Source organism: Sorangiineae bacterium MSr12523, from assembly GCA_037157775.1.
GTDB classification, from domain to species: domain Bacteria; phylum Myxococcota_A; class Polyangia; order Polyangiales; family Polyangiaceae; genus Pendulispora; species Pendulispora brunnea.
The window spans coordinates 7249091-7272385 of the sequence record CP089982.1; the positions used below are offsets into that span (position 1 = coordinate 7249091).

Sequence of the window (23295 nt, forward strand, 5' to 3'; positions counted from 1 at the left end):
TTCCCTAGGCCCGTCGCTGGAGCCAATACCAGTGCGAACGCACCAAGCGTCGGCGGCTCGGGCGTGCGTCTTGGAGTGCGAAGCCGGAACCGAACGTCGTTTCGAGCACGCGCGGGGACAGCGCAATGCCACTCGGCGGCTCGTCGAGGACCCAAATCAAATGGATGCCCCCGGGCTCGAGCAGCCGAAACACCTCGGACACGTAACCACGCTGGGCCGAGGCATCGAGGCAATGAAAGCACCCCACGTCGAAGGACATATTGAACGGCCCGTCGAGCGCATCCAATTGGGTGACGTTGCCGACCAGAAAATGCACCTGGAGGCCTTCCTGGATCGCGCTCGCCCGAGCTTTCCCGATGGCCACCGGCGAAAAGTCCACCGCGGTGACGCGCAAGCCTTGGCGCGCAAGGTACCGTGAGAATCGTCCAACGCCGCACCCCAGCTCCAACGCGGACCCCTGCCCCCGTGCCATGGCCTTGATTTCGGGCGGAGTGCGGATGTCGCCCCAAAACGTGACCGGCTTTCGGTACGCGCGATCGAAGTCCTCGCTCGTCGTGGGCGGCCCCTTCATCTCGAATCTTGCACTTTTAGATAGCATGCTATGTATATTAGTTAGCATGCTATGAAAGTCAAGAAGGGCTCCCGCTGGGATCCGGAGTCGGCCCCCACGTTCTGGATCAACCATGCATCCCGATTGCTCATGCGGCTCTTCGAGCAGGGTCTGCGGCCGCTGGGGTTCGGCATGGCGTACTTGCCCGTGGTGGTCGCCCTCGAGGAAAACGGTCCGCTTTTGCAGAAAGATCTCGCGGACCGGGCGCATGTGGAGCAGCCCACGATGGCGGCGCTTCTCGCGCGCATGGAGCGCGACGGGATCATCGCCCGCGAACCGCACCCGGGCGACAAGCGCGCCAGCCTGGTCTCGCTCACGGCGGTGGCGAAGGCCCGCGCGCCCGTGGCCAGGGAACGGCTGATCGAGGGGGCCGAGCAGGCGCTGGCGGGCTTCAGTGCGGCGGAGCGGGCGACGCTCGTGGCCCTTCTACGCCGGCTGGTGCAGAACCTCGATGGGGCTTCCATGCCCGACTCGCCCCGCTGAAAGGCAAGGCCCCTCATTTTTCTTGCGACCGTCGGCCGCGGGCTGTCTCTAGGAGGCATGAACGCGAAGCTCTCTTCTCCATCGTCGCTCTTGCTTGCCATTCCCACGTTGGCGGTCCTTCTCACCGTGGCGCCCGATGCTGCGGCCGACGGTGCCGCCCCCGCCCCGGCGGCCGCCGAAATCCGCGTCACCAGCGACCGTGAGAACACCACGCTGCTTCGGCTTTCGGGCGCCGGGACCGGCTACGGCAACGTGGGCGGCTACGGCGTGGCCATGGCGTTCGAGAGCTACGAGCCCTTGTGCACGGCCCCGTGCACGGCGTCGGCGGATCCCAATGGGATTTATCGCATTGCTGGCGAAGGCATCACGCCGTCGAGCGTCTTCCGCCTTCCCGGCCGCACCCACGCCGATTTGCGCGTGCGGGCGGGATCGTCCAGCAAACGATGGTGGGGGTGGGTCTCGACGTACGTCGGTGCGGCACTGGCCGTGGGCGGCGGCACCTTTCTACTGCTGGACGCAATAAGCCCCCAGACGAATTACGATGTGAAGACGGGCGAGGAAACACGAAGCACGACGTTTCGGGACATTGGCATCATCGGGCTCGTCAGCGGGGCGCCCTTTCTCATCCTGGGCATCGTGATGGTCGCCACCAGCGGCACGGATGTCACCACCGCGTCGGGCGAAATGTTGGCGCGCCGGTCGCCGCGGCCGGGAAAGCTCTCCCTCTCCCCGACGGGTCTCGTCTTTTGATATAGCGTGCGGCCAATCGAATGATCACGGCTGGCCGATGGACTTCCTTTCTTGCTCTAACTGTGACGGGCATCCTCGGCGGGTGCGTCCTCGTCGTGAGCGACGATAGCTCGAAACTCGGACCCACCTGCCACTTCGAGGGTGAAAACGCCACCGCCCGCGGGCGATGCATCGTTTCGAGCTGCCAAGGGTCCGTGAATGCGTGCTGCGGCGATTCGAGCTGCCGCAACGCGCTCTCCGGCCTCGACCGGTGCGCGCAAACCGGCGGACCGGATTGCGCGCAGTTGAAAAGCGCCACCTACGACAAAGCGCCGGTCGCCGTGCAAAAGCTCGGCGATTGCATCGTGGGCTATTGCGCCTCGTCCTGCGAAACCTCGCGCGATGGGGGCGTGTCGGGGCATGCCAACGTCCATTGCTCGGGATCGCAGGACTCGTGCACGTGCGATTACTCGCCAGCGTCCTCGAACGAGGAACGTTGCGGTGAACTGACGGTGGACCATGCACTCTGCTGCCAAGACATCGGCTGGCCCGGTCGAGGTCTATCCTGCGGGTGCCATCGATGGGCCTGCAAGGACACCAGCTCGGGCTGCGAATGCAACGACTACAGCGACGGCCCCAAAACCACGTGCGAGAAAAAGGCGTCGGGACACCATTGCTGCGCCACCGACTACTCGACCTGCGTCTGCTCGGCCGAGGCCTGCTTTGGAAGCGCGGTCGAGGTTGCATCCTGTGCCAACACCACCGCTCGATGCAGTAGCAACGAAGAGAAAGTCGATCGGTGCAATTGAGTCAGCGCGGCGCGATTTCCTGAAGCCGCCGGCGAACCGTGCCATCGAGTTGGCTATGGACTAGACGCATGATGCTGTCGCATTCCTCGTTGCTGATGCGCGCGGTCCGGATGAATCGCTCGCGCGTGCGGCGCAGCAGAAGTTCGCGCGCCGAGGCGAGCCAGCGTGCGACGGTAGCGCGGTGGGCGCGGTAAAGACCGGACAAATCGTCGATTCCAAGCCCGTCGACGATGTTCTGTCGAAGCAGGTTTTTCTCGCGGTCGGAAAGCGAATCGAGCGCCGATTGGAAAGCCTCTTTGAATTGCGCGCGGTAAATCTCTTTGATGTAGGCCAGCTCCGGATCGTCGTTCGACGTGTGCGCGGCCAAAAGAGCATCGTCCTCCATCGGGAGCTCGCGCTTGCCTTTGCGGGCAAGCCGCAGCGCCGCCCGCACGGCCGTGACGCGCAGCCACCCATGAAGATCGCCCCGGCCGGTGAAGGCCGAAAGCCGTGGCGGCGTGGCCGCCGTGCCCACGAGCAGCTGGTCACGTAGCGACTGCTTGACGTCGGCCACACGCTCCGCGGTCAGGCGCAACTTGCCCAGCGCCGGATCGAGCCTCGAGAAAAAGCGCTCCTCGAGAATGCGCAGCGCGGCGCGGTCTCGGTGCAGCGAGGCGCAGGCCAGGTAGAGATCGCCCGAGCGCAGCTGCTCCAGTTCCGCGGCCGACGAAACGCGGGCCGCGGCATGGGCCAGAAAGGCCTCCGCCCCGAGCTGCAGCTCCGGGTACGCATCGCGGGCGCGGGCAGAAATTTCCGCCAGCGTTTTCTCCAAGAGAACGGGCGTCCAGGGCGTCGCGGTCACTTCCGCACGGAGGGGCGGAGCGGCGGCGGCGAGAAAAGCACCGGAAAGAGGATGCTCAGTTGGCACTCTCCAAGTATACCAGGGCCGGCGTCGTGACCATTGGGCCGGGTTGTTTGGAAGAAGGTGTGATCCTGGATTTCATCCAGGGCCAGCTCTCGACGCCCGATTTCGAGGAAGCGGAGGCGCACCTCGCCCGCTGCACCGAATGCCGCGAATTGGTCTCCACGTTGGCGCGCGGCCTGGGAACGACGAGCGCGACGAACGAGACGGGCGAGTTGCGCGATGTAGCCTTCGCGCCAGCCCGCCAAGATGCGCGGGCAGCGCCGGTGGCCCCGGGAGAGCTCATCGCAGGGAAATACCGCGTGGAACGGTTGCTCGGCCACGGCGGAATGGGCGTGGTGGTGGCGGCAACGCACGTGCACCTCGGCCACAAGGTGGCGCTCAAGTTTCTCCACCCCGGGGCAATGGAGGCATCGTCTCGGGTCGTGCGTTTCCTTCGCGAAGGGCGCGCCGCCGCACGAATCCAGGGGGAGCATGTCGCCCGCGTCATGGATGTCGGAACGCTCGACAGCGGTGTGCCGTACATCGTCATGGAGTTCCTGCAGGGGCTCGACTTCGCGGCGTTGCTGGCAGAACGCGGAACGCTCCCCATCGAGGAGGCGATTCATTACGTTCTGCAAGCCTGCGAGGCCGTCGCGGAGGCGCATGCACTGGGCATCGTGCATCGCGATCTCAAGCCGGCCAATCTGTTCCTGAGCGCGCGCCCGGACGGCTCGCCGCTGGTGAAGGTGCTCGATTTCGGCATTTCGAAGGACGGAGGGGCGGCCGCGCCGCAGCTCACGTCGGGCGAAGTCATGATGGGCTCTCCGCGGTACATGTCGCCCGAGCAGATCATGAGCCCGCGCGACGTCGACACGCGCACCGACATTTGGGCGCTCGGGGTGATCCTCCACGAGCTCTTGGCCGGCAGTCCCCCGTTCGATAGCGATTCGGCCGTCGGGCTTTCGACCCTCATCGTCTCGCACGCCGCGCCCAAGATTCGCGCCTCGAGGCCCGACGCTTCGCATTCGCTGGAGGCCATTCTTCTGCGCTGCCTCGAGAAAGAGCGCGCGCGGCGTTTTTCCAACGTCGGCGAGCTCGCAGAGGCATTGCATCCCTTCGTTCGCACGGGGACGGCGGCGGCCTCGGCACGTGTCTCCGTGGATCGCATCGTTCGCTTGGTGCACGGAGGTGTCGTCCACCCCGACGCCGTGCCGCGGGGCATATCCATCGTGCCGGCCACGGCATCGACCCGCGATGCGTTCAGCGGCACGCAGCCGGTGGCTCCGCCGCCAAAACGGCGTTCGACCTTGGGCATCGCGGTGGTGACCGCGGCCTCTCTCGGTCTCGCAGCGTGGGCCTTCATCCCGAGCCGGGCACCGCCGCCCACGGTCGAGAAGGTGGAAAAACTTTCGCCTCCGCCCGAAGTCGCCGCGGTGGTCGAAACGCCGCACCCCGCGGAGGTCGTCGCGGCCGTGGATGCCGGCCCGCCGCCGCCGAAGACGCCGGCCCATCGCACACCGGCCAAGGTGCCCAAGCGCCCTGCCCCTTCCGCCGAGCCTGCGCCAGCGCAAACCCCGGAGAGCGATACCAATCATAGCGGCTTGCTCGATCGGAAGTGACCATTCCCATGGTAAGGAGCCGCGTCGCAATCGAATGTCGCGCAGTTTTTTTTCCAATCCCGTGAGACCGTCTTCGAGCATCATGTCCGCAGTGCGCCGCTTCCTAGGCATCACCGCATTCGCCTCCATCGTTGCGATGTCGCCCGCCGCCATCGCGCAATCGGCAACGCCCCCGCAAGCGGGGCCTGGGCCATCCGGCGCCGATCGCGCCACGGCGCAGGAGCTCTTCGATCAAGGGCGAACCTTGATGCAGGCGGGCCGTTACCCCGAGGCCTGCGCGAAGTTCGAACAGAGCCAGCGCATCGATCCGGGCGGGGGCACGCTGCTGAATCTCGCGGTGTGCCACGAGAAGCAAGGCCGCCTGGCCACCGCGTGGGGCGAGCTTCACGATGCCCTGTCCTATGCGCGCCGCGATGGGCGCAAGGACCGCGAGGGTCTCGCGTCGGAGCGCATCCAAGCGATTGCGCCGAACCTCCCGCGCCTGGCGGTGCATGTTCCCCCGGCGACAGCCCCCGGGGTCGAAGTTCGCATCGACGGAGCGCTGCTCGCGCGCGAAGCGTGGGATGTCGCCACGCCCGTGGATCCGGGTCCGCACGAAATCGTGGTGGGCCGCCCCGGCCTGCCGACGTGGAGCCGCTCCGTGGTGCTGCGCGAAGGGGAAACGCAGCACGTGCAGGTCGATGCCGTCGATACGTCATCGCCACCGGCAGTCGTCATCGCACCGCCACCCGCACCGGAGTCTGCGCCGGAGCCACCGAAGTCCGTCTGGGCCAATGTCCCCATCGAACCGATGCCCGAAGGACGGCGCTCCGTGGCCTTTTACGTCGTGGGGGGCGTCGGACTCGCATCGCTGGCCACCAGCGCCATTACGGGCATCCTGGCCCTGAGCCTGCGATCCAAATCCGACGACACCTGCATCAGCGACCGAGATTTTTGCACCGATACGGAAGGAATCGACCGCGCCAAACGAGCGCGCACCTTCGCCTGGGTAAGCACCGGTACGTTGATCGGGGGCGCGACCGCCCTCGCCGTGGCCCTTGTATTGCCACTTCGTTACGATAAGAAGAAAGCTGCCTCACTCCAGCTTTCTCCCCTCCCGAATACCGGCGCGCAAATGACGCTGCGCGCTTCTTTCTAATCAAGGAGTCTTCACCATGAAGTCGGCCAAGGGCATCGCTCTCGTTTGCGCGTGCGCGGGTATTGGAGCCTGCAGTGCCGCGCCGTTGGAGCCGGCACGTGCAACACGTGCTGCGGTAGCACCCACCTCACCGCCCGCCCCCGTTTGCGGCAACGCAGAACTGTTGACCGGCCCTGAAAATGCCCCGGAAGGCGCGGTGATCGTTCCCGCGGGCGACAACACCGGGTTCGACTTCCGACGTCCCGGCCTGACGTATTGGTTCGCGCCCGGCGTGCACACGTTGGGAACCGAGTTGTTCGGACAAATCGCCCCCGGCGCACACGCCACCTTCGTCGGAGGCCCCGGCGCCATTCTCGATGGGCAAAACGCGAATCTCTATGCCTTCACCGGCGAGGCCGAGGGCGTGACCATCCGGTATTTGACCATTCGCAACTTCGGCCGTGGGCTGGACAACAACAACGAGGGCGTGGTCAACCACAACGGCGGCTCGGGCTGGATCATCGAGCACGATACCATTCAGGACAACGACGGCGCCGGAGTGTTCCTCGGCAGCGACAACATATTGAGCTACAACTGTTTGAAAGACAACGGCCAATACGGCTTCAGCATGTTCAAAATGCCCATCGAGAGCGATTCCGCGATCAAGAATCTCGTTTTGGATCACAACGAAATCGTGGGAAACAACAAAGACGACTGGGAAACGCGCAATCCGGGGTGCGGCTGCACCGGCGGCGGCAAATTCTGGGACGTCAACGGCGCCCGGATCACCAACAATTGGGTGCACGACAACGACAGCGTCGGTTTGTGGGCGGACACCAACAACGTCGATTTTCTGTTCGAGGGAAACTACATCGACCACAACACCGACGAAGGCATTTTCTACGAAATCAGCTACAACGCGACGATTCGATACAATACGTTGCGCCGCAACGCGTGGGCCAAAGGTGTCCGCAACACGGGCTCGCCCGGCCCGGCCATCTACCTTTCCGAGTCGGGCGGCGATGCACGCTTGGCCAGCACCGTCTCCGGTTCGACGAAACTCCGCATTTACGAGAACGTTCTCGAGGACAATTTCTCGGGCATCTCGATTTTCGAAAATGCCAATCGCTTCTGCAACTCCAACGGCAACACCAGCAAGGGCTATTGCACGCCCTTCGTGCACCCTACCCTGATTCCGTCGCCTCACGACGAGACGTACGTCAATCCCATCAATGCGACGCACCCGTGCTATGCCCAAGTTGGCAATGAGCCCTATTTGACCGATTGCCGCTGGCATGCGCAAAACGTCGAGGTCACGAACAACGAGTTTCGCTTCGACCCCACCGTCGTTCCGTGCGCGGGCACGTATTGCGGCGTGCAAGCGCTCATGGCCACCGGTGAAAACAACATTCCGTGGTCGCCGTACACCGTAGCCAGCGTGCAAAACGCGGTCATGTTCGGCAATGGCAACGTCTTCGCGAACAATCATTATTACGGCCCCTGGCGTTTCGCCAAAGGGTACGGGGAGAAGATTCGCTTCGACACGTGGCAGGCCGCCCCGTTCCTTCAAGATCAGGGAAGCACCAGCGATCAGGGCCCGCCGCCCAAGGTGCCCAATGTTTTCGATGCCGACACGGCGACCCTCGAGGGCTCCACCGGCCAGTGGAGTGCCTGGTTCTCGGACACGATTGCGCAGACCACCAACGAGGCGCACGGCGGCACGCACAGCCTCGAAATTGCCGTCACCGCCCCGGACGGGTGGGGCGTCCAGCTGGCGAACTACCCCGGATATGACATCACGCCGGGCGAGAAGCTCGTGCGTATTTGGGCCAAAAGCCGCACCGCCACGGCGATCCAACCGAAGCTCACCATCAAATGGCTCAACGTGAACCGGGAGATCCTCCAGACGGACACCGTGCAGCTGCCGACGTTGACCATGGCCTGGCAAGAGGCTTCTGCCACCGTGACTGCGCCCGCGGGCACCATCACGGTCTGGGGTTACCTCACCGGCCCGGGAAGCGCGGGCACGACCTTGTACATCGACGACATCTCCATCGGCGATCCGCCCTGAGCTGGAACCTGCAGCGGATGCATTTGACAGGGCCCTCGTTTGGTGGTCGGCTCCGGCCGGCATGAGGGCTCTGGGCATGACCGCGCTGGCCATCGCGCTCTTTGCGGGCTGGGAGGCGCGGGCGGACGAGGAGGAGCCGAAGCATCGGAGGCGGCCGTTGGCGGCGGGGGCGGCGGTGGTGCCCGGGTTGGTCGTGCATGGAACGGGGCACTATGTGCTCGGGGAGACAGCGACCGGGCATCGCCTGCTGGCCATGGAGGGAATCGGTGCGGCGGGGCTCGCGGGCGGGTTGGCGGGCCTCGCCATCACCGGTGCGTCGCGGCGTTTTGCGGGGGCGTTCGGCCTGCTGACCATCGCCGGCGCGGGGCTTTTTCTCGTCTCCGCCTTGACGGATCTTTATGGCGTCTTGGCACCGGAGGGGTCGCGCGGTGAGCCGCTGCGAACGATGCCGTACATTCGGACCGAATTGGGCCTTCGCTACGTGTACGATCCCAATTTCGAATACCGAAGCTTTCTCGTCCAAGGCATCGATTATCGCCTTCGCGGATTCAAGATTGCACCCACGGCCTGGTTTGCACTGAACGACGACAATGCGCGTCTCATGGGCCATGTCGGGTATCGCTTCGTCGGCCCGCGCCCCGACAGGCGCGCGAGCGATGGCTCCTATTTCGATATCGACGCGGGCCTGCTGCACCACCGGTACGGCACCGAGCGGTTTTCCATGACCGGCGGCGAAGTCATGATCAAAGGGAGGCTCGATATGGCTCTTCTCGGTCGCACGCTGCGCGGCTCGTTCACCGAATTGGGGGGAGGGTTCGGCCTGCAGTCGTATCGGTATTTCGAAATTGCCGACGAGGGGAATACCCTTTTGCTCGGGTGGTTCGCCTGGGGCTTTTACATCGGCTCCGGCAACGAGGTCATGGTCTATTACGATCACCGCCACGACGACTTCGCCGCGGGCATGAAATTGGGCGGCCTGGGCGCGGTTGGCAGCGGCGTGCCCGGCCACGTGGGCGCACGCGGCACGTATTTCTTCACCGACGACTGGGGCGTCACGGCCGATGCGCAGATTGGTTCGGCCTTCGTGGGCGGTGCATCTCTCCTCTTTCGCCATGGGGCCACGCGATGAAAAAGACGTATCTCCTGGGGATCTCGCTTTTGACCTCGTGCTTGAGCGTGGCGCAGGACCGCGCCGAGCGCGATCGGACCGTTGGCCATGCCGCGAACCAGGGCGCGGAGGTTCACGTCGACGATGGCCTCGCCGCCGTGCGCACGTTTTCGCCGGGCACCGCGGAGCTGTGGACGGAAGCGCCCGCGCTTCGCTTCGAGGTAGTGACGCCGGGCGATGCCGGGCGAAATTGGACCCTGCGCCTGCGCAATGTGCTGCCCGACGCCGAGGTGCGCGCCACCCTGCCCGATGGCACCGCCGTTTCGCTGGCGACGTCCCGCCCCATTCCGACCGAGCTCCGCGTCACGGCCGATCTTCCGGCGAGTGCACGCATCGTCTTTTCGTTGGCACCGCCCGATGCATCGTCGCTCGAGCCGTGGCGCTTCGCAGCCCTGGCGGACGTGCAAAATGCCCTCGATCGCGTGGAGGACATCTACCGCGTGATGAACGAGGATGCGGCGATTCGCTTCGTCGTTTTCAATGGCGACCTCACGGAGCGCGGCAGCGACGAGGACCTTTTGCTCTTTCAGCAAAAGCTGGCCACGCTCCGCGTGCCCATGTATGCGACCTTGGGCAATCACGAATTGGGAACACGCGATGACGCATTCCAATCGTTCTACGGCCGCTGCAATTTCAGCTTTTCCTACCGTGGCGTGCGTTTCACGCTGCTGGACTCGGCCAGTGCGACCATCGATCCTTTGGTCTATTCGTGGCTCGATGGTTGGCTTCAGCAAGGCCGGCATCAGCTTCACGTGGTCACCATGCACATTCCGCCGTTGGATCCGGTGGGCGAGCGCAATGGTTCCTTCGGCAGCCGCGCGGAGGCCAACAAGCTCATTGCGCGCCTGGCCGAAAACCGCGTCGATCTGACGATTTACGGTCACGTGCACTCGTATTATGCCTTCTCCAACGGGGGCATTCCCGCCTTCATCTCGGGCGGCGGCGGCGCCATTCCCGAACGCCTCGATGGCATCGGCCGCCATTTTCTCGCGGTGGACGTCGACCCGCGTACGCAAAAAGCAACGACGTCATTTCGCCCCGTCGATTAACGCGAATCGGTCGCCAGCTCGATCCCGAGTCCGACGAGGATGGCGCCCATGACGCGCTCCATCCAGCGCCGCACCGGTCCCTGCGCGAGCCATTTTCGCGCGCGTGTCGCGGCGATAGCCACGCATGCGCACCAGACGCCGTCGATGAGGATCCATATCAGCGCGAGCAGCACGGTGCCGAGAAAGACCGAGCCCTGGTGCGGAAGGAACTGCGGGAAGAACGAGAACGAAAACACCGCGGCCTTCGGATTGGCAGCCACCGACAGCAGCGACGCGCGGAATGCCGCGCCCTTCGAAGCGCGGCGCGCGCCCAACAGCGGCACCACGTCGACACCGCGCCCCGCCGCACGCCATGCGGAGATCCCGAGCCATATCAGCATTCCGGCCCCGACCCACCGCATCGATTCGAAGAGCACGCGGTGCGCTTGCAAAAGCGCGGTCAGGCCGGCACCGCTGGCCAGCGCCCATCCGAAAAGGCCCAATTCGTTTCCAGCCATGGACGCGAGCCCCGCACCTCGACCATCGCGCAAGCTGCGCTGAAGAACCAACGCCGTCGCCGGACCGGGAATCAAGGCAAGGACGAGACACGCGAGCGCGAAACCGGGCAGGACCGAAAGGATGTGACGAAGCAGATCACCCATGGTGGGCAATGAAAGCAGCTCGAACCGCCGAGGCAACTTGGCATGCGACGCGCTGCAATGGCGTTCAAAACGGCGCGCTGCTACGGTTTTTCCCAGCAGCCATGCGTCGAACGGAAAACGTCCAAACTGCGCTTTGGTACGCTGCCGACCTCGGCGGTGCGGAGCTTTTGCACGGCAGTTTCGTCGATTACGCGTTCGACCTGCATACGCACGATACGGCGTGTTTCGCATTGGTCACGCAAGGGGCCATTCGCATCCGGACGCGCGGGTGCGATGTGGTGGCGCGCGCGGGTGATTTCTATGCCGTCGATGCGGACGAGCCGCACGCCGGGTGGGCGGTGGACGGATCGGGGTGGCGTCTGCGAACGCTCCACGTCGATGCCGAGCGCTTGAAGGCGCTGGTCGGTGGCGATGGTCCTCGGGTGGCGCTCGCGGGGCCGATTCTCCGCGATGCTGTGCTCGTGAAGGGGTTCGAGGAGGTTCATCGCGATTCCGAGATGGCGGGGCCATCGCTCCATCGCGAGGAGCGCTATTTGGAATTCGTCGCCCGGCTGCTCTCGCGGCACACGCGCGAGCCTGCGCGCGTGGCCGTGGCGAGACACGAACCGCGCGCGGTTCGCTTGGCGCGGGAATACCTCGATCAGCGACTCGACCAGCGGGTGCGACTCGACGACATTGCGGCGGCGGCGGGATTGCCGCCGTTTCGACTGTACCGCGCCTTTCAACGGGCCACGGGCATGTCGCCGCACGCTTACCAGCGGCAGGCGCGCCTTCGGCGGGCGACCCGAATGCTGCGCGAGGGCGATGCGATTCACGACGTCGCCATCGCATCGGGGTTTGCCGATCAGGCCCATTTGACGCGGTCGTTTCGCCGGATCATGGGCGTGACGCCGGGAGCCTACAAAGCGGCATTCGCAGGGTCAAAAGCGCACGCCGAGTGAGGCGCTGGCCGTCAGGCCGGCGACGCCGCGCACCTGCGACTCTTCGCGAAAATAGAGAACCCTTCCCGTTGCACCGATGTCGACGAACCACGGGGTGCCCAGGCCGATGCGACCCGCCGCGAAGACCTCGGGCCCGAGGAAGAACGCGCTGTCGTGCTTCGCCGCAACCCACGATCCGGCCATGGGCTCGAGGCTCTGCGAAAGGATGCCCGCGCGGGCGCCGCCGCCGAATCGCGCGGTGAAGGCGCCCATCCGCGCGCGGATCTCCAGGCCTGCGCGCCCGTAGCCGGAGACGAGGTGCTCCTCGGTGCGCTCGAGGGTGCGATCCGCGAAGTCGGCGCCGCCGCCGAACGAGAGCGCCAGGAACGACCACGCGTACGCGTAGGTCACCTGCGGGCCGTGGACGAAACCCGTGCGCGCATTCCAGCCGCTCTCGTAACCGGCGGAGAGCTCGTGGCCACGCTCGCCACGTTCGTCCCCTTTGCGCGCGATCCGTCCTCGCGGCGAGGTGGCGAAGTCGCGCTCTTGGAGATCCCGCGACTCCCCTTCCGTGAGGGCCACCATCGCCGTGCTCGAGACGCTCCCGGCGCGACGTTGGACGACGTAGTGCCCCGCCGGGACGCGCATCGCGATGCGGCGCTCGTGCGAGCTCCACATCTCCGACAGTACGCTCTTCGCATCGGCCAGGTACACGAGAAAATGCATGTCCCTCGCTTGCGGGAAGGTCAACGTCGCGCCGTGCGACAACGGCTGCGTGAGCACAATGGGCGCCGTCTCGCGCAAGGTGACGATGGCCTCGGGCTTCTGCAGCACCCCGGTGCTCTTGGCCGAGCGAAGGAGCGTTTGCGCGTGGGCGAATGCAAAGCTCTCCTCGAGGGTTACGCGTGCATCGCCGTTGCTGTCCGCGGCGCCGCGCAAGCCATTGAGCCATGCGTGCGTGAAAATCGCGCCCTGAAGCTCGTCGGATTCCTGCGCGGCTTCGCCATCGCCGGAGGCGTGCAGCCACACTTGGCCCGTTGCCTGCGCAACATTCACCGCCGTGATGGTGAACGGCTCCTCCGCGGTGAAGCCCTTCTCGCGGGAGGCGCGGCATGCATCGGTCACCGCGAGGCGCAGGCCCGCGGGAACCTCGGCCAGCTTTCCCGAAAGATCGGCCAAGAGCACGCGCTCCCCGGCCAGGTGCAGGGCATCGCGATCGCCGTGCCCGCTGAAATAGAAGACCAGGGTGACCTCGTCGGCGCGATGCTTCTCGGCTTCGTGCTTCGCGCGCGCGATGCTTGCGAAAAGCTGCGCACGCGATGGCTCGTTCACGACGAACGCGTGCTCGGGCCGCACACCGCCGAGGGTCACCAGAACGTCGCGTACGCGTGCGGCATCGTTCGTGGAAAACCGGAGTGGCCGCTCGGCCTCGAGGCCGACGGTGCTCGCGGCGGCCACGAGAATGCGCACCGGTTCCGCGAATGCGCGCGGCGCGTGCAGCCACACCGCGAGGGTCACGAATAGGAACACCAGCGCCCTCGCCGTCACCCTCACGGGGCGGCCTCCCATCGAATGCGCACGTGGATCACGTCGTCGAAGCGGTGCAGTCTCCGTGCCCGGTCCACGGCCTCGTCCGAGCCGACCACGATCGTGGCATCCAACGGGGTCGCATCGACGCGCGCCGAGCGTTCGGATAGATGGGTCCCCGCAGGGCGCGTCTTCGCCGAGAGCAACTCGAGGTAGCTGCCGTCGTCCCCCACGATGGCGCCAAGAACCGATTGCTCGTGATCGAGCGCCACCTCCAGCCGCAGCTGGTCGCCCGGCTGCACGGACAACGACGACGTGAACCACGCTTGCGCACCATCGCGGTCGCGCATGACGGCGAGGCGCGTACCGCCCTTGAAGGTCGTTTCCGATTCCGGCGCGCGCACGACGAGAAGCAGCGCGGCCGCGGCGGCCAATGCAGCCGCCGCCAAGGGCACGACGAACCGTCGGGGCGTCGTGCGTCGCGCCGGAGGGCGAGGCGCGTCCGATGCTACGAGCTGCCGCGCGCGCTCGACGAAGGCGCGGCACTCGGGGCAAGCCTCGAGGTGCGCCGAGACTCCGGCCACGGAGTCTCCGCACGCGAAGGCTTCGAGGTCGAGGCTATTCGGGTGCGTCATGTCGACCCTCCGAAGGCGAAGCACTCCAGCGAAAGTGGGCGCGAATCTCCTGCGCGCGCCGGTTGACGGTGGCGCGTGAAACCCCGAGTTCGTCCGCGGCCTCACCTTGACTGAGGCCGTCGACGAACAAAAGAATGGCCAGCGCCCGATGCTCTTCGGGCAGCCGCTCGAGCGATTCCAGCACCGCGTACCGCGCCTCGGCATCGACCCCGGGCGCCGGCCCGATGGGGTCGATTTCGTCGATGGCCACGGCACCGCGAACGTGCCGGCCGCGCCGGAGCAGGTCGATGCAGGTGCGATCGACCGCGCGGCATAGCCAGCGGTAAGGCACGTTCGCGGTGCGCAGGCTTGCTCCACGGCGGAGCAGTGCAGACAGCAATTCCTGCATGGCGTCTTCGGCCAAGGCGCGGTCGCGAAGCAAAAGGCGGCATCGACGCGCGAGGAGCGCACCGTAGCGCTGATGAACAGCGCTGACCTCGTCGGCGGAGAGGCCGCGGCAAAACACGTCGTAAGGCGAACCTACTGGGTCCCCGCGTCCCGCCCAGGTGGTGGCGGCGGCGGAGATCCGGCGTCGCGTCCAGGTGGTGGCGGCGGCGGAGATCCGGCGTCCCTCCCGGGGATGGGGCACGGCCATCCGGCGGGCGGCGGGCCGCCTAGGGGGACCGCCTCTCCCCAGCCTCCGTGGCACTCCTCCGATGCGCCGCCGCGGTTGCAAAGCGATGGCGCCGCAGGCGGAGGGCAGACAGCGTCGTACTCGCAGCTCCATCCATCGGCTGCGCAATGCAACCGTGGATCGCTCCGATCCGGGTAAACCATCCCACCACGGCCGGAATCCGCCCAACCCCCGCCAGCGTCCTCACCAAAGCCACCATCCCCAGGAAAGTTCCTTCGCCCGAGAACGCCGCCACAAACGATGCCCGGCAGCGTCGCGTTGCTCGACAGGGTCAGATCGGCATGGTCGAATTGCAACCACCCTCCGGTCCACCCGAGGTTGAAGCCCGGGTGTGGCACCGCGCCCGTTTTATCGCGCAGCTTTTCGTACGCAAGCGAGGCGCCGCCACGGAAACATGTCAGCGACAAATCATGATCGCCGCCAATCACGGTATCGGCATCGGCATCGAGTTTGCCATTTCCATTCTTGTCGACGTAGACCAGAAACCCGGCTACCGCGCGCGAAAGCGGATTGGCTACTTGTCCGCCGACCGATTCACTCTGTGTCTTGACCGCGTCATGGCCGCTCGCGCCAATGCTGCCCTCGTCGGTGAAGAAATATCCGTCCGGAGGAGTCTCCACGGTAAGCGAATATTGCCCATTCACCACGGGGGCATCCGCAGCGACGGCCACACTGCCATCGGCCCCACTCTTCCATACGAGCGCCACGTGCGCCCCGTTCGGCACGTCCGAGCCGGTAAGTGCCCCGGAAAGTGAAAGTGTATTTTCCTGGCGCGAAGGATCGGAGATCCCTCCACACGCCAACAGGGCAGCGCCCGCGGCGGTGGAGGCGATAACGGCGAGCTTGAGGTATTTCATACGTGGTCTCCCTCTCTGCAAATGCGTTTACCGAAGGAGACGCAGCGAGGAATCCCATCTGTAACATCGAATTTCGTCTTTTCGTACGAAGTCGCACGCAGCGAACGCCGCGCGCGCCATTTACGATTCCGCAGGACGCGGGCGCGCGGCACTTCCGGCGAGGATGCCGCCGTCGATGTTGAACTCCGTCCCCGTCGTGTACGTCGATTCGTCGGAGCCGAGATACACGGCGAGGGCGGCCACTTCGTCGATGGTGCCCCAGCGGCCGAGCGGGGTCTCCTTCGTGAACTCTTTCATGCGCGCCTCGCGCTCGGCGCCCTGCCCCAGCACGGGCTCCCACATCGGAGTGAGAATGGCGGCGGGCTGAATGACGTTGCAGCGAATGCGCAACCCCTGCTCCGCGCAATACAATGCCACCGACTTGGTGTGATTGCGAACCGCCCCCTTGCTCGATGCATACGAACAGGCCGCTGGTATTCCCACCACCCCCGAACGCGAACCCATATTGATGATCGAGCCCACCCCCGTCCGCCGCATGGCGCGGATGCCGTATTTGCAGCCGAGTAGTACGCCTTCGAGGTTGGTCGCATGCACCGCGCGCCAGTTCTCGATTGAAACGTGCTCCGGATCGTGTGGGGCGAAAGCCTCCTCGAAGCCGATGATGCCCGCATTGTTCACCAGCACGTCGAGTCGCGCGTGCGTCGCGAGCACATCGCCGATGACCCGTTCCCACTCCGCCTCGATGCGCACATCCAAGTGCACGTAGCTGGCGCGCTCGCCGAGCTGGCGCGCGACGGCTTGGCCCAAGTCATCCTTGATGTCGCTCGAAATGACACGCGCGCCCTCGCGATGAAACGCGCGCGCGATACCTTCACCGATGCCTCGTGCGGCTCCCGTGATCAGGGCCACTTTGTCGTTCATTCGTCCCATGGGGGTCGGACCTTAGCGGAAGTTTCGCCACGTCGCGACCGCGCCATTCTTTTATATACATCATGTATACCATTTTCCTGAATCACCTCAATTTCGAGCACCCAAGCCCAATTTCGATGGCGTGCGGCCATACCTTGGTATACGCGACGTATACCAACCTCCCACGCGAGAACGGAGTCATCATGATGCGTTTCACTCGATTGTTGCCGGCCGCGCTTCTTGCCACCCTCGTCGGCTGTTCATTCGCGGCCGACGATGCTCCGTCCGACCCTTCCCAAACGGTCCTCGGCAACGTTGCAACATCGCAAGCGACGGTTCGGGTGCATTATCCGGTAGGGGCGCGGGCGCTCACCCTCACCGCGGATCATGCGCCCGTCAGCGGGCAAAATGTCGGGGACGATACCTGGGAGTTCGTCTTCGACGACGTGGCCTCGGCCCTGAGCGTGAAACCGGTGCTCGACGGCACACCCGCGCGGGGGCCGAATTACACGGCCCTCGCGGGACGGACCGTGGACATCTATCCGCACTTCTTCGATCAAAAAGGTTCGGTGAGCACGCGCTGGCGCAACTTCAAATCGAACGTGCACCCGCAACCCTTTGGAGCGGGACGGCCCATCGAGGTGTACCTGCCGCCCAGCTACGAAGAGAATACCAAAGCACGATTTCCGGTCATCTATATGATGGATAGCCAAATCGTCTTCGGCAATTCCATTCTTGGCACCGCGCTCATGGGCGACATGAAGGTCGACGAGCAACTGGACGCGGCCGCCGAGGCGGGCACCATCGCGGAGTCCATCGTCGTGGGCATCCTCAGCCCCGTCTCGCTCAATCTGTCCGATCCCATGGAGGCGCGGAATCTGGAGCTCACGCCCACGAAGGCCGCCGATCCGACGGGGAGCGTCAAGAAGAGCGGCGACGGCCCCAAGTTCATTGCCATGTTGGTGGATGAGCTCAAACCGCTCGTCGACTCCGAGCTGCGAACGAAGCCCGCTCGCGAGAGCACCTTCATTGGTGGCGCATCTCTCGGAGGGCTCATGTCGGTGTACGCGGGGGTGACGCGGGGCGACGTCTTCGGAGGCATTGTCGCAATGTCATCCTCCGCGTTTTGGGACAACCGCATTGCCGCGCGCATGGTCCGCGAAGCGAAAACCGGCCCCAAGCAAACATTGCGTGTCTATGCCGACATCGGCGGCGGCGAGGTTTACCCCGACACCGACATCAAGGACATGATGATTGTGACCAACAAAGACCTCTTCCAGGCCTACGCCGACGCCGGATACGTCGAGGGAACGAACCTCATGACGCAGGTCACACCGGTGATGGAACCCGGCAAAGAGCACAACGGTAAGTATTGGGCGATGCGCGTTCCCACGGCGTTCGCATTCGTCGTCGGCGCAGGACGCTAGCCACACGGGCGCTGGCGACCTATACATCACACCATGATCGAAACCTCGCTCGTGACGAGCCGCGCGGACCTCGAAGACATTCTGGCACTGCAACGCGAAAACCATCGCGATGTCGTTCAGGAAGAGGACGCGCGGCGCGAGGGATTCGTCACGGTCGCGCACACCATGGAGGCCCTCGAGGGCATGCACGCCATCGCGCCGAGCGTCATCGCCCGCGAAGGCGCCGAGCTCGCGGGCTATGCCCTGGTGATGCCGGTGGAAGCGCGCACCCTCGTGCCCATTCTCGACCCGATGTTCCGCCAATTCGAGGTGCTCGAATGGCGCGGCAAGCCCCTCGGTGCCCTGCGTTATTACGTCATGGGCCAGATTTGCGTGGCCCGCGCCCACCGCGGCCGCCGCGTCGTCGACGCGATGTACGATGAGCACCGTGCCCAGTACGCCTCACGGTTCGAGCTGTGCGTCACGGAAATCGCCACGCGCAACACGCGTTCGATACGCGTCCACGAGCGCGTGGGCTTCCAGCTCGTGAAGACGTACCGCGATGCGAACGACGAATGGGCCGTCGTCGCGTGGGATTGGTCCCCGCCGAAGTGATTCCCTGATCGATTCACGATTTGCCGATTTGCGACGGGCTGACCCCGAGTGCGCGTCGCATGCAGCGGGCCATGTGGCTCGGGTTGGCGAAGCCCGTCTCGAAGGCCACTTCGACGATGCTCTTGCGCCCTTCGAGCAAGAGGGCGCGGGCGCGCTCGACGCGACGCTCGAGAACGAATCGATGCACCGGCTTTCCAACGGCTTGCCGGAAGAGCGGCTTGAAATGCGACAGGCTATAGCCCGCCACCTCGGCCAACTCGGCCAGGGTGAGATCTTCGTCGAGGTGCGCTTCGATGTACTCGATGACGTTGCGCAGAAGTCGCGCAGGAAGCGCGCGCCCGGGCTTCACCCCCGTCCCCACGTGGCGCGATTGCAGTGCAAAGAGGCGCGCGACGAGCGCGGAGGCCAGGCTGTCGGTGAACAAGCGGCCACCGGGATAGGCATCGTGATCTTCGGCCTGCATCATCCAGCCGATGCGCTCGATGTGCGGATCGCGGACGTGAATCGACGGCGCAAGGTCCGCATCCAGCGTACTCAGGCCCATCGCGTGGGCCGTTTCCCGTAGGAACGAGGGCGAGAGTCGCAAGAGCAGCGAGGTCGCAGGCGCCGAGACGACCCAGCGCGTGCTCGATCCGGCGGGCACGACGCAGAATTGGCCATGCAGCCGCACGCCGTCCCGCTCGCGATTGTCCGTGCGGTACGAAACCGGAACCGGCGTGCCCACGTGCAGGCAGAGCACATGACGGACATCCACCGGTGAAGGGAAAAGCCCTTTGGGAACCGGCGACGTGAGCACATCGAGAAGCACCGAACGGTTCCCGCCAGACTCGGGTGCTACCGGGATCGGATAGCAGGGAGGGCGCGGAAAACCGTCGAGCATGGCACGAAGTTTTCTACCGGTCGCGATTTTGCGCAAGGGACGAAAATCATCCGTTCGTATCCGCGGCCATCCGCGCGTGTGCGCGCCGCAGCGAAGGCGGTGCCAGCATCCTCGGCATGATCCCCGGACATTTCAGCATGAGACGTCGGCAATTCGTGGAACTCGCCCTCGCCACCTTCGCCAGCGGCGCGGCAGCGGCCTGCGCTTCGCGGGTGGAAAGCGCCCGCGCAGCTCCGCCAAGCGCTCCCCGGCCATTGGACGCCGCCGCGTTCCACGCCGAGAGGCGATTCGCCGACATCCCGTTTGGCAAAATTGCGTACATCGAGCGCGGCTCCGGTGACGCTGCACTGTTTTTGCATGGCGCCCCGCTCAACGGCTTTCAATGGCGTGGCGCGATCGATCGGCTTTCGGCGCATCGGCGGTGCATCGCCCCCGACTTCATGGGCCTGGGGTATTCGCAAGTTCCCGAGCGCCAAGGTTTGGCGGCAAAAGACCAAGTCGCCATGCTCGGATCCCTGCTCGACAGCCTTGGCGTCTCCACCGTGGACATCATTGCCAGCGACAGCGGCGGCGCCGTCGCCCAATTGTTCATGATCCGGTATCCCCGGCGCGTTCGCACGCTGCTGCTGACCAATTGCGACGTCGAGCCGGACAGCCCGCCACCGAAGGTCCTGCCCATCATTGCGCAAGCGCGCGCCGGCACCCTCAACAAAGGCATGGACGAATGGCTCGCCAACAAGTCACTCGCTCGTTCCACGTTCGGCGCGGCCGTGTTTCGCGATCCGAGCCAATTCACGGATGACGTCATCGAGTACTATTTCACGCCGCTCATCAGCTCGCCATTGAAACGTAAGCAATACGAAGCCTTCCACATGGCACTCGAGCCCAATCCGCTGGCCGGCATCGAGCCCGCGCTTCGGAGCGTCGTCGTTCCCACCCGCATCGTATGGGGCACCAGCGACGACCTTTTCTCCCCTGCGAGCCCCGATTACCTCGATCGCACGCTCGGCAGATCCATGGGCATTCGCCGCGTTCCCGGGGCCAAATTGTTCTTTCCGGAAGAGTTCCCTGATCTCATCGCCGAAGAAGCACGCCGACTATGGGGCCTTTCCGGGTGAGATCGCGGCAATTCGCGGTACAAGGGTGGAATGTGCGCCGCCAGGATGCATGCCCACGAACTGGACATCGACATTCGCCTCGTGCAGCGATTGATCTCGATCCAGTTTCCCCAATGGGCATGCTTGCCACTCGCGCGCATCGAATCCGCTGGAACGATGAATGCCATCTACCGGCTCGGTACCGAAATGGCCGTGCGGCTTCCCCGCGTCGAGGAGGCCCTCAAGGACGTCGAAAAGGAATGGCGCTGGCTGCGGCGTCTGGCATCCGCCCTACCCGTTCCAATTCCCGTGCCGCTGGCCAAAGGCGAGCCCACCGACGACTATCCGTGGCCTTGGTCGGTCACGCGCTGGCTTCGCGGCGAAACTCCGGTGGTGGGCCGCCTCACCGACCCTCGCGCCCTCGCGAAGGACCTGGGCCAATTCGTTCACGCGCTCCATCGCGTCGATGCGACGAGGGGACCGAGTTCGTACCGAGGCGTGCATCTCGCAGCCCGCGATGCCCCAACGCGCACCGCGATTGCCGAACTGCACGGCATCATCGATCGGGATGCCGCCACCGCCGCGTGGGAAGCGGCCCTGCGGGTGCCCGCTTGGACAGGTCCGCCGGTGTGGATCCACGCCGACCTTTCACCGGGCAATGTGCTCGTCTCCGGCGGAAGGCTTGCAGCGGTGCTCGACTTCGGGGCCGTCGGTTTGGGCGATCCTGCGGTGGACGCGATTGCCGCCTGGAACCTGCTCCCGGAGAACGCACGGGACACCTTCCGTGAGGCCCTCGCGATCGACGATGCCACCTGGGCGAGGGCCCGCGGGTGGGCATTGTCGATCGCGCTCATTCAATTACCGTATTATCGAATCACCAATCCCGTGCTCGCCGACAACGCGGTCCACGTGATTGGCACCATCTGCAATCCTTAATTCAGCTCCTCCCGGCTCTTCTCGGCCGCATTGACCAAACCGTCTTCCCACACGTTGACCAGGCGCCCCGCCACCTTGAGGAAGCGCCCGTGGACGACGACGTACTCCACGTTGCGCGGCTGGCCGTTGAACACGATTTGGGCGAGCCAATCGACCTTGGGGGCGAAGTTGATCGCGTGCGGATCGATGACGATCAGGTCCGCCTTTTTTCCGGGCGTGAGGGACCCGATCTCGTTCTGCATCCCGAGGACCTCGGCGCCGCCCATGGTGGCCATGCGAAGGACCTCCGCCACCGTCGGGGTGGCCGTAGCCTTCAAGAACTTCGCACGCTGCAGGCCCACGGCGGCGCGCATCAAATTGAACATGTCGCTCGTGTCGTTGGTGCCGCCGTCGAGGCCGAGTCCGATCTTGATGTGGGCGTTCACCAGCTCGGGCATGCGGATGATCCCGGAGGCGAGGCGCATGTTGCTGAGCGGGCAGTGGGCGATGCGCACCCCGCGGCGGGCGAGCAGGGCAATTTCGGAATCGGTCAGGTGGATGGCATGGTTCACCATCAAGGTCGACTTCAGCGCCCCCGCCTGCTCCAGGGAGCGTATCTGGTCGGCTTGGCGGTCGGCGATGTTCTCCAGAAGGTGCGTATTGATATCGACGTGCAATTCATCGGCCACTTGCACCATTCGCTGCATCGCCGGCACGTTCTCCGGAACGGGGTGGCTGGCAAGCTGGAGACGCGCCCGCGGGTTTCGATCGATGATCTCGCGCTTTACGCGGCGAATGTCCGTCTCCCGATTGAAATCGAACGCGTACGCGTAGACGAATCGAAGCCCCGAATCGATCAGTGCCCGAATATTGCCGTCGACGAAGTTCGTATTGAAGCTGTGAGACCAGTCGGTCACGGTGGTAACACCCGTGCTGATCACGTCGGCCGTGCTCAAACGCACGGCATTGTAGGTCTGCTCGGCGTTCATCTTCTGGCCGACGGCCAACATGCATTGCGTCAGCCAGCCATTGAGATCCGTATCGGTGCCGCAGCCCCGGATCATCGACTGCCACAAGTGGGTATGCGTATCCACGAATCCCGGCATGACGATCTTGCCCGTGGCATCCAGCACCCGCGCACCCCGGGGGGAAATTCCCTTTCCCACCTCCACGATGCGCTCGTCTTCGAAGAGCACGTCCCCCTTGTCGATGATCCCCAAAGGCCCCTTCCCCAACCGGGGATCCATGGTGATCACCACCTCGGCGTTGCGAACCAGCACGCGCCCGCGCGCGACCGAGTCGGCGCGTGCGGTCGCGGGCGACAGGCATACGAGCATCATCGCCGCAATGAGCACCACACGCCAGAAAGCCAACGGACTCGCTCTCATCGAACAGCCTCCTCATCGTCGGTCGAAGCTCGATGGACTCCGACACCTCTCGTCCACTCTAAACGAGATATCACGCTGTCGATGATTTCAATTCGTTAATAGAAAGAAAGATCGCGGTTCCATCCTGGTCACGCCCGGTCACATTTTGGTTCTCGGGGCACATTCTGGGTAGAGCGCGCAGGAGGACCGGTCGTCAGCTCCACCGACGTGACGCGGCGCCGCGCCAGGATGGCACGTCCGAGGTAGTAGGCTGGGTTCGGCATCACCGCGTCACAAAAAGGAAACGTTTTTCCT

The 23295-nt window shown here is 64.9% G+C and carries 23 protein-coding genes; 13 read left to right on the forward strand and 10 right to left on the reverse strand.

Features of this window, described 5'->3' with window-relative positions:
* Positions 1 to 4: 4 nt before the first annotated feature.
* Positions 5 to 598, reverse strand: a complete 594-nt coding sequence (locus LZC95_28275; GenBank protein WXA90347.1) for a class I SAM-dependent methyltransferase — start codon at positions 596 to 598, stop codon at positions 5 to 7.
* 24 nt (positions 599 to 622) lie between these two features.
* On the opposite strand from LZC95_28275, the gene LZC95_28280 reads away from it, so the two are divergent.
* From LZC95_28280 to LZC95_28290, 3 genes are all read left to right on the forward strand, one after another.
* On the forward strand, positions 623 to 1093 hold the full coding sequence (locus LZC95_28280) for a MarR family transcriptional regulator (protein WXA90348.1): 471 nt from the start codon (positions 623 to 625) through the stop codon (positions 1091 to 1093).
* 57 nt (positions 1094 to 1150) lie between these two features.
* On the forward strand, positions 1151 to 1843 hold the full coding sequence (locus LZC95_28285; GenBank protein WXA90349.1) for a hypothetical protein: 693 nt from the start codon (positions 1151 to 1153) through the stop codon (positions 1841 to 1843).
* 95 nt (positions 1844 to 1938) lie between these two features.
* Positions 1939 to 2631, forward strand: coding sequence for a hypothetical protein (locus LZC95_28290; GenBank protein ID WXA90350.1), 693 nt, complete (start codon positions 1939 to 1941; stop codon positions 2629 to 2631).
* 1 nt (position 2632) lies between these two features.
* Here the strand turns inward: LZC95_28290 and LZC95_28295 are convergent, their stop codons facing one another.
* Positions 2633 to 3538, reverse strand: coding sequence for an RNA polymerase subunit sigma-70 (locus LZC95_28295; protein ID WXA90351.1), 906 nt, complete (start codon positions 3536 to 3538; stop codon positions 2633 to 2635).
* Here LZC95_28295 and LZC95_28300 point away from each other — a divergent pair.
* The 5 genes from LZC95_28300 to LZC95_28320 all read left to right on the forward strand — a co-directional run bounded on the left by LZC95_28300 (position 3532) and on the right by LZC95_28320 (position 10538).
* A complete protein-coding gene (locus LZC95_28300) occupies positions 3532 to 5133 on the forward strand; it encodes a protein kinase (protein ID WXA90352.1) in 1602 nt (533 codons plus the stop codon). The genes LZC95_28295 and LZC95_28300 overlap by 7 nt on opposite strands.
* An 82-nt stretch (positions 5134 to 5215) precedes the next feature.
* Positions 5216 to 6271 (forward strand): hypothetical protein, encoded by a 1056-nt coding sequence (locus tag LZC95_28305; GenBank protein WXA90353.1) that lies wholly within the window; start codon positions 5216 to 5218, stop codon positions 6269 to 6271.
* A 16-nt stretch (positions 6272 to 6287) separates the two neighbouring features.
* Positions 6288 to 8321 (forward strand): right-handed parallel beta-helix repeat-containing protein, encoded by a 2034-nt coding sequence (locus LZC95_28310; protein ID WXA90354.1) that lies wholly within the window; start codon positions 6288 to 6290, stop codon positions 8319 to 8321.
* 61 nt (positions 8322 to 8382) lie between these two features.
* The gene (locus LZC95_28315) at positions 8383 to 9450 is read left to right on the forward strand and encodes a hypothetical protein (protein WXA90355.1); all 1068 of its coding nucleotides are present in this window, start codon (positions 8383 to 8385) and stop codon (positions 9448 to 9450) included.
* Complete coding sequence (locus LZC95_28320; GenBank protein WXA90356.1) at positions 9447 to 10538, forward strand: metallophosphoesterase; 1092 nt, start codon at positions 9447 to 9449, stop codon at positions 10536 to 10538. Before LZC95_28315 ends, LZC95_28320 begins: the two co-directional genes overlap by 4 nt.
* On the opposite strand, the gene LZC95_28325 is transcribed toward LZC95_28320, so the two are convergent.
* Positions 10535 to 11179 (reverse strand): LysE family translocator, encoded by a 645-nt coding sequence (locus tag LZC95_28325; protein ID WXA90357.1) that lies wholly within the window; start codon positions 11177 to 11179, stop codon positions 10535 to 10537. The genes LZC95_28320 and LZC95_28325 overlap by 4 nt on opposite strands.
* A 101-nt stretch (positions 11180 to 11280) precedes the next feature.
* Here LZC95_28325 and LZC95_28330 point away from each other — a divergent pair, with 101 nt between their 5' ends.
* A complete protein-coding gene (locus LZC95_28330) occupies positions 11281 to 12120 on the forward strand; it encodes an AraC family transcriptional regulator (GenBank protein WXA90358.1) in 840 nt (279 codons plus the stop codon).
* Here LZC95_28330 and LZC95_28335 read toward each other — a convergent pair.
* The 5 genes from LZC95_28335 to LZC95_28355 form a co-directional block, all read right to left on the reverse strand.
* Positions 12100 to 13653 (reverse strand): caspase family protein, encoded by a 1554-nt coding sequence (locus LZC95_28335; GenBank protein WXA90359.1) that lies wholly within the window; start codon positions 13651 to 13653, stop codon positions 12100 to 12102. The genes LZC95_28330 and LZC95_28335 overlap by 21 nt on opposite strands.
* Positions 13650 to 14261, reverse strand: coding sequence for a hypothetical protein (locus LZC95_28340; protein ID WXA90360.1), 612 nt, complete (start codon positions 14259 to 14261; stop codon positions 13650 to 13652). The genes LZC95_28335 and LZC95_28340 overlap by 4 nt, the downstream gene beginning before the upstream one ends.
* Positions 14245 to 14766 carry a sigma-70 family RNA polymerase sigma factor gene (locus LZC95_28345; GenBank protein WXA90361.1) on the reverse strand — a complete coding sequence of 174 codons (522 nt, stop codon included), beginning with the start codon at positions 14764 to 14766 and terminating at the stop codon, positions 14245 to 14247. Before LZC95_28345 ends, LZC95_28340 begins: the two co-directional genes overlap by 17 nt.
* A 14-nt stretch (positions 14767 to 14780) precedes the next feature.
* Complete coding sequence (locus tag LZC95_28350) at positions 14781 to 15791, reverse strand: hypothetical protein (GenBank protein WXA90362.1); 1011 nt, start codon at positions 15789 to 15791, stop codon at positions 14781 to 14783.
* Between the two features lie 120 nt (positions 15792 to 15911).
* Entirely contained in the window at positions 15912 to 16721 is an 810-nt protein-coding gene (locus LZC95_28355) for an SDR family oxidoreductase (GenBank protein WXA90363.1), read from the reverse strand.
* 182 nt (positions 16722 to 16903) lie between these two features.
* Here LZC95_28355 and LZC95_28360 point away from each other — a divergent pair, with 182 nt between their 5' ends.
* Complete coding sequence (locus LZC95_28360; protein ID WXA90364.1) at positions 16904 to 18127, forward strand: hypothetical protein; 1224 nt, start codon at positions 16904 to 16906, stop codon at positions 18125 to 18127.
* A 33-nt stretch (positions 18128 to 18160) separates the two neighbouring features.
* On the forward strand, positions 18161 to 18721 hold the full coding sequence (locus LZC95_28365; protein WXA90365.1) for a GNAT family N-acetyltransferase: 561 nt from the start codon (positions 18161 to 18163) through the stop codon (positions 18719 to 18721).
* A 13-nt stretch (positions 18722 to 18734) separates the two neighbouring features.
* On the opposite strand, the gene LZC95_28370 is transcribed toward LZC95_28365, so the two are convergent.
* Positions 18735 to 19601 (reverse strand): AraC family transcriptional regulator, encoded by an 867-nt coding sequence (locus LZC95_28370; protein WXA90366.1) that lies wholly within the window; start codon positions 19599 to 19601, stop codon positions 18735 to 18737.
* A gap of 137 nt (positions 19602 to 19738) precedes the next feature.
* Here LZC95_28370 and LZC95_28375 point away from each other — a divergent pair, with 137 nt between their 5' ends.
* Positions 19739 to 20719, forward strand: coding sequence for an alpha/beta hydrolase (locus LZC95_28375; protein ID WXA90367.1), 981 nt, complete (start codon positions 19739 to 19741; stop codon positions 20717 to 20719).
* A gap of 45 nt (positions 20720 to 20764) precedes the next feature.
* Complete coding sequence (locus LZC95_28380) at positions 20765 to 21634, forward strand: aminoglycoside phosphotransferase family protein (GenBank protein ID WXA90368.1); 870 nt, start codon at positions 20765 to 20767, stop codon at positions 21632 to 21634.
* On the opposite strand, the gene LZC95_28385 is transcribed toward LZC95_28380, so the two are convergent.
* Positions 21631 to 23001: an amidohydrolase family protein gene (locus LZC95_28385; protein ID WXA90369.1), complete on the reverse strand. Its 1371-nt coding sequence runs from the start codon at positions 22999 to 23001 to the stop codon at positions 21631 to 21633. The two genes, LZC95_28380 and LZC95_28385, sit on opposite strands and share 4 nt — an antisense overlap.
* Positions 23002 to 23295 lie beyond the last annotated feature (294 nt).

What these genes read in the sequence shown, in the direction of transcription:
- LZC95_28275 (WXA90347.1), bottom strand. Translation starts at nt 598, where the DNA reads ATGCTATCTAAAAGTGCAAGATTCGAGATGAAGGGGCCGCCCACGACG.
- LZC95_28280 (WXA90348.1), top strand. Translation starts at nt 623, where the DNA reads ATGAAAGTCAAGAAGGGCTCCCGCTGGGATCCGGAGTCGGCCCCCACG.
- LZC95_28285 (WXA90349.1), top strand. Translation starts at nt 1,151, where the DNA reads ATGAACGCGAAGCTCTCTTCTCCATCGTCGCTCTTGCTTGCCATTCCC.
- LZC95_28305 (WXA90353.1), top strand. Translation starts at nt 5,216, where the DNA reads ATGTCCGCAGTGCGCCGCTTCCTAGGCATCACCGCATTCGCCTCCATC.
- LZC95_28310 (WXA90354.1), top strand. Translation starts at nt 6,288, where the DNA reads ATGAAGTCGGCCAAGGGCATCGCTCTCGTTTGCGCGTGCGCGGGTATT.
- LZC95_28315 (WXA90355.1), top strand. Translation starts at nt 8,383, where the DNA reads ATGAGGGCTCTGGGCATGACCGCGCTGGCCATCGCGCTCTTTGCGGGC.
- LZC95_28320 (WXA90356.1), top strand. Translation starts at nt 9,447, where the DNA reads ATGAAAAAGACGTATCTCCTGGGGATCTCGCTTTTGACCTCGTGCTTG.
- LZC95_28325 (WXA90357.1), bottom strand. Translation starts at nt 11,179, where the DNA reads ATGGGTGATCTGCTTCGTCACATCCTTTCGGTCCTGCCCGGTTTCGCG.
- LZC95_28330 (WXA90358.1), top strand. Translation starts at nt 11,281, where the DNA reads ATGCGTCGAACGGAAAACGTCCAAACTGCGCTTTGGTACGCTGCCGAC.
- LZC95_28340 (WXA90360.1), bottom strand. Translation starts at nt 14,261, where the DNA reads ATGACGCACCCGAATAGCCTCGACCTCGAAGCCTTCGCGTGCGGAGAC.
- LZC95_28350 (WXA90362.1), bottom strand. Translation starts at nt 15,791, where the DNA reads ATGAAATACCTCAAGCTCGCCGTTATCGCCTCCACCGCCGCGGGCGCT.
- LZC95_28355 (WXA90363.1), bottom strand. Translation starts at nt 16,721, where the DNA reads ATGGGACGAATGAACGACAAAGTGGCCCTGATCACGGGAGCCGCACGA.
- LZC95_28360 (WXA90364.1), top strand. Translation starts at nt 16,904, where the DNA reads ATGATGCGTTTCACTCGATTGTTGCCGGCCGCGCTTCTTGCCACCCTC.
- LZC95_28365 (WXA90365.1), top strand. Translation starts at nt 18,161, where the DNA reads ATGATCGAAACCTCGCTCGTGACGAGCCGCGCGGACCTCGAAGACATT.
- LZC95_28370 (WXA90366.1), bottom strand. Translation starts at nt 19,601, where the DNA reads ATGCTCGACGGTTTTCCGCGCCCTCCCTGCTATCCGATCCCGGTAGCA.
- LZC95_28375 (WXA90367.1), top strand. Translation starts at nt 19,739, where the DNA reads ATGAGACGTCGGCAATTCGTGGAACTCGCCCTCGCCACCTTCGCCAGC.
- LZC95_28380 (WXA90368.1), top strand. Translation starts at nt 20,765, where the DNA reads ATGCATGCCCACGAACTGGACATCGACATTCGCCTCGTGCAGCGATTG.
- LZC95_28385 (WXA90369.1), bottom strand. Translation starts at nt 23,001, where the DNA reads ATGAGAGCGAGTCCGTTGGCTTTCTGGCGTGTGGTGCTCATTGCGGCG.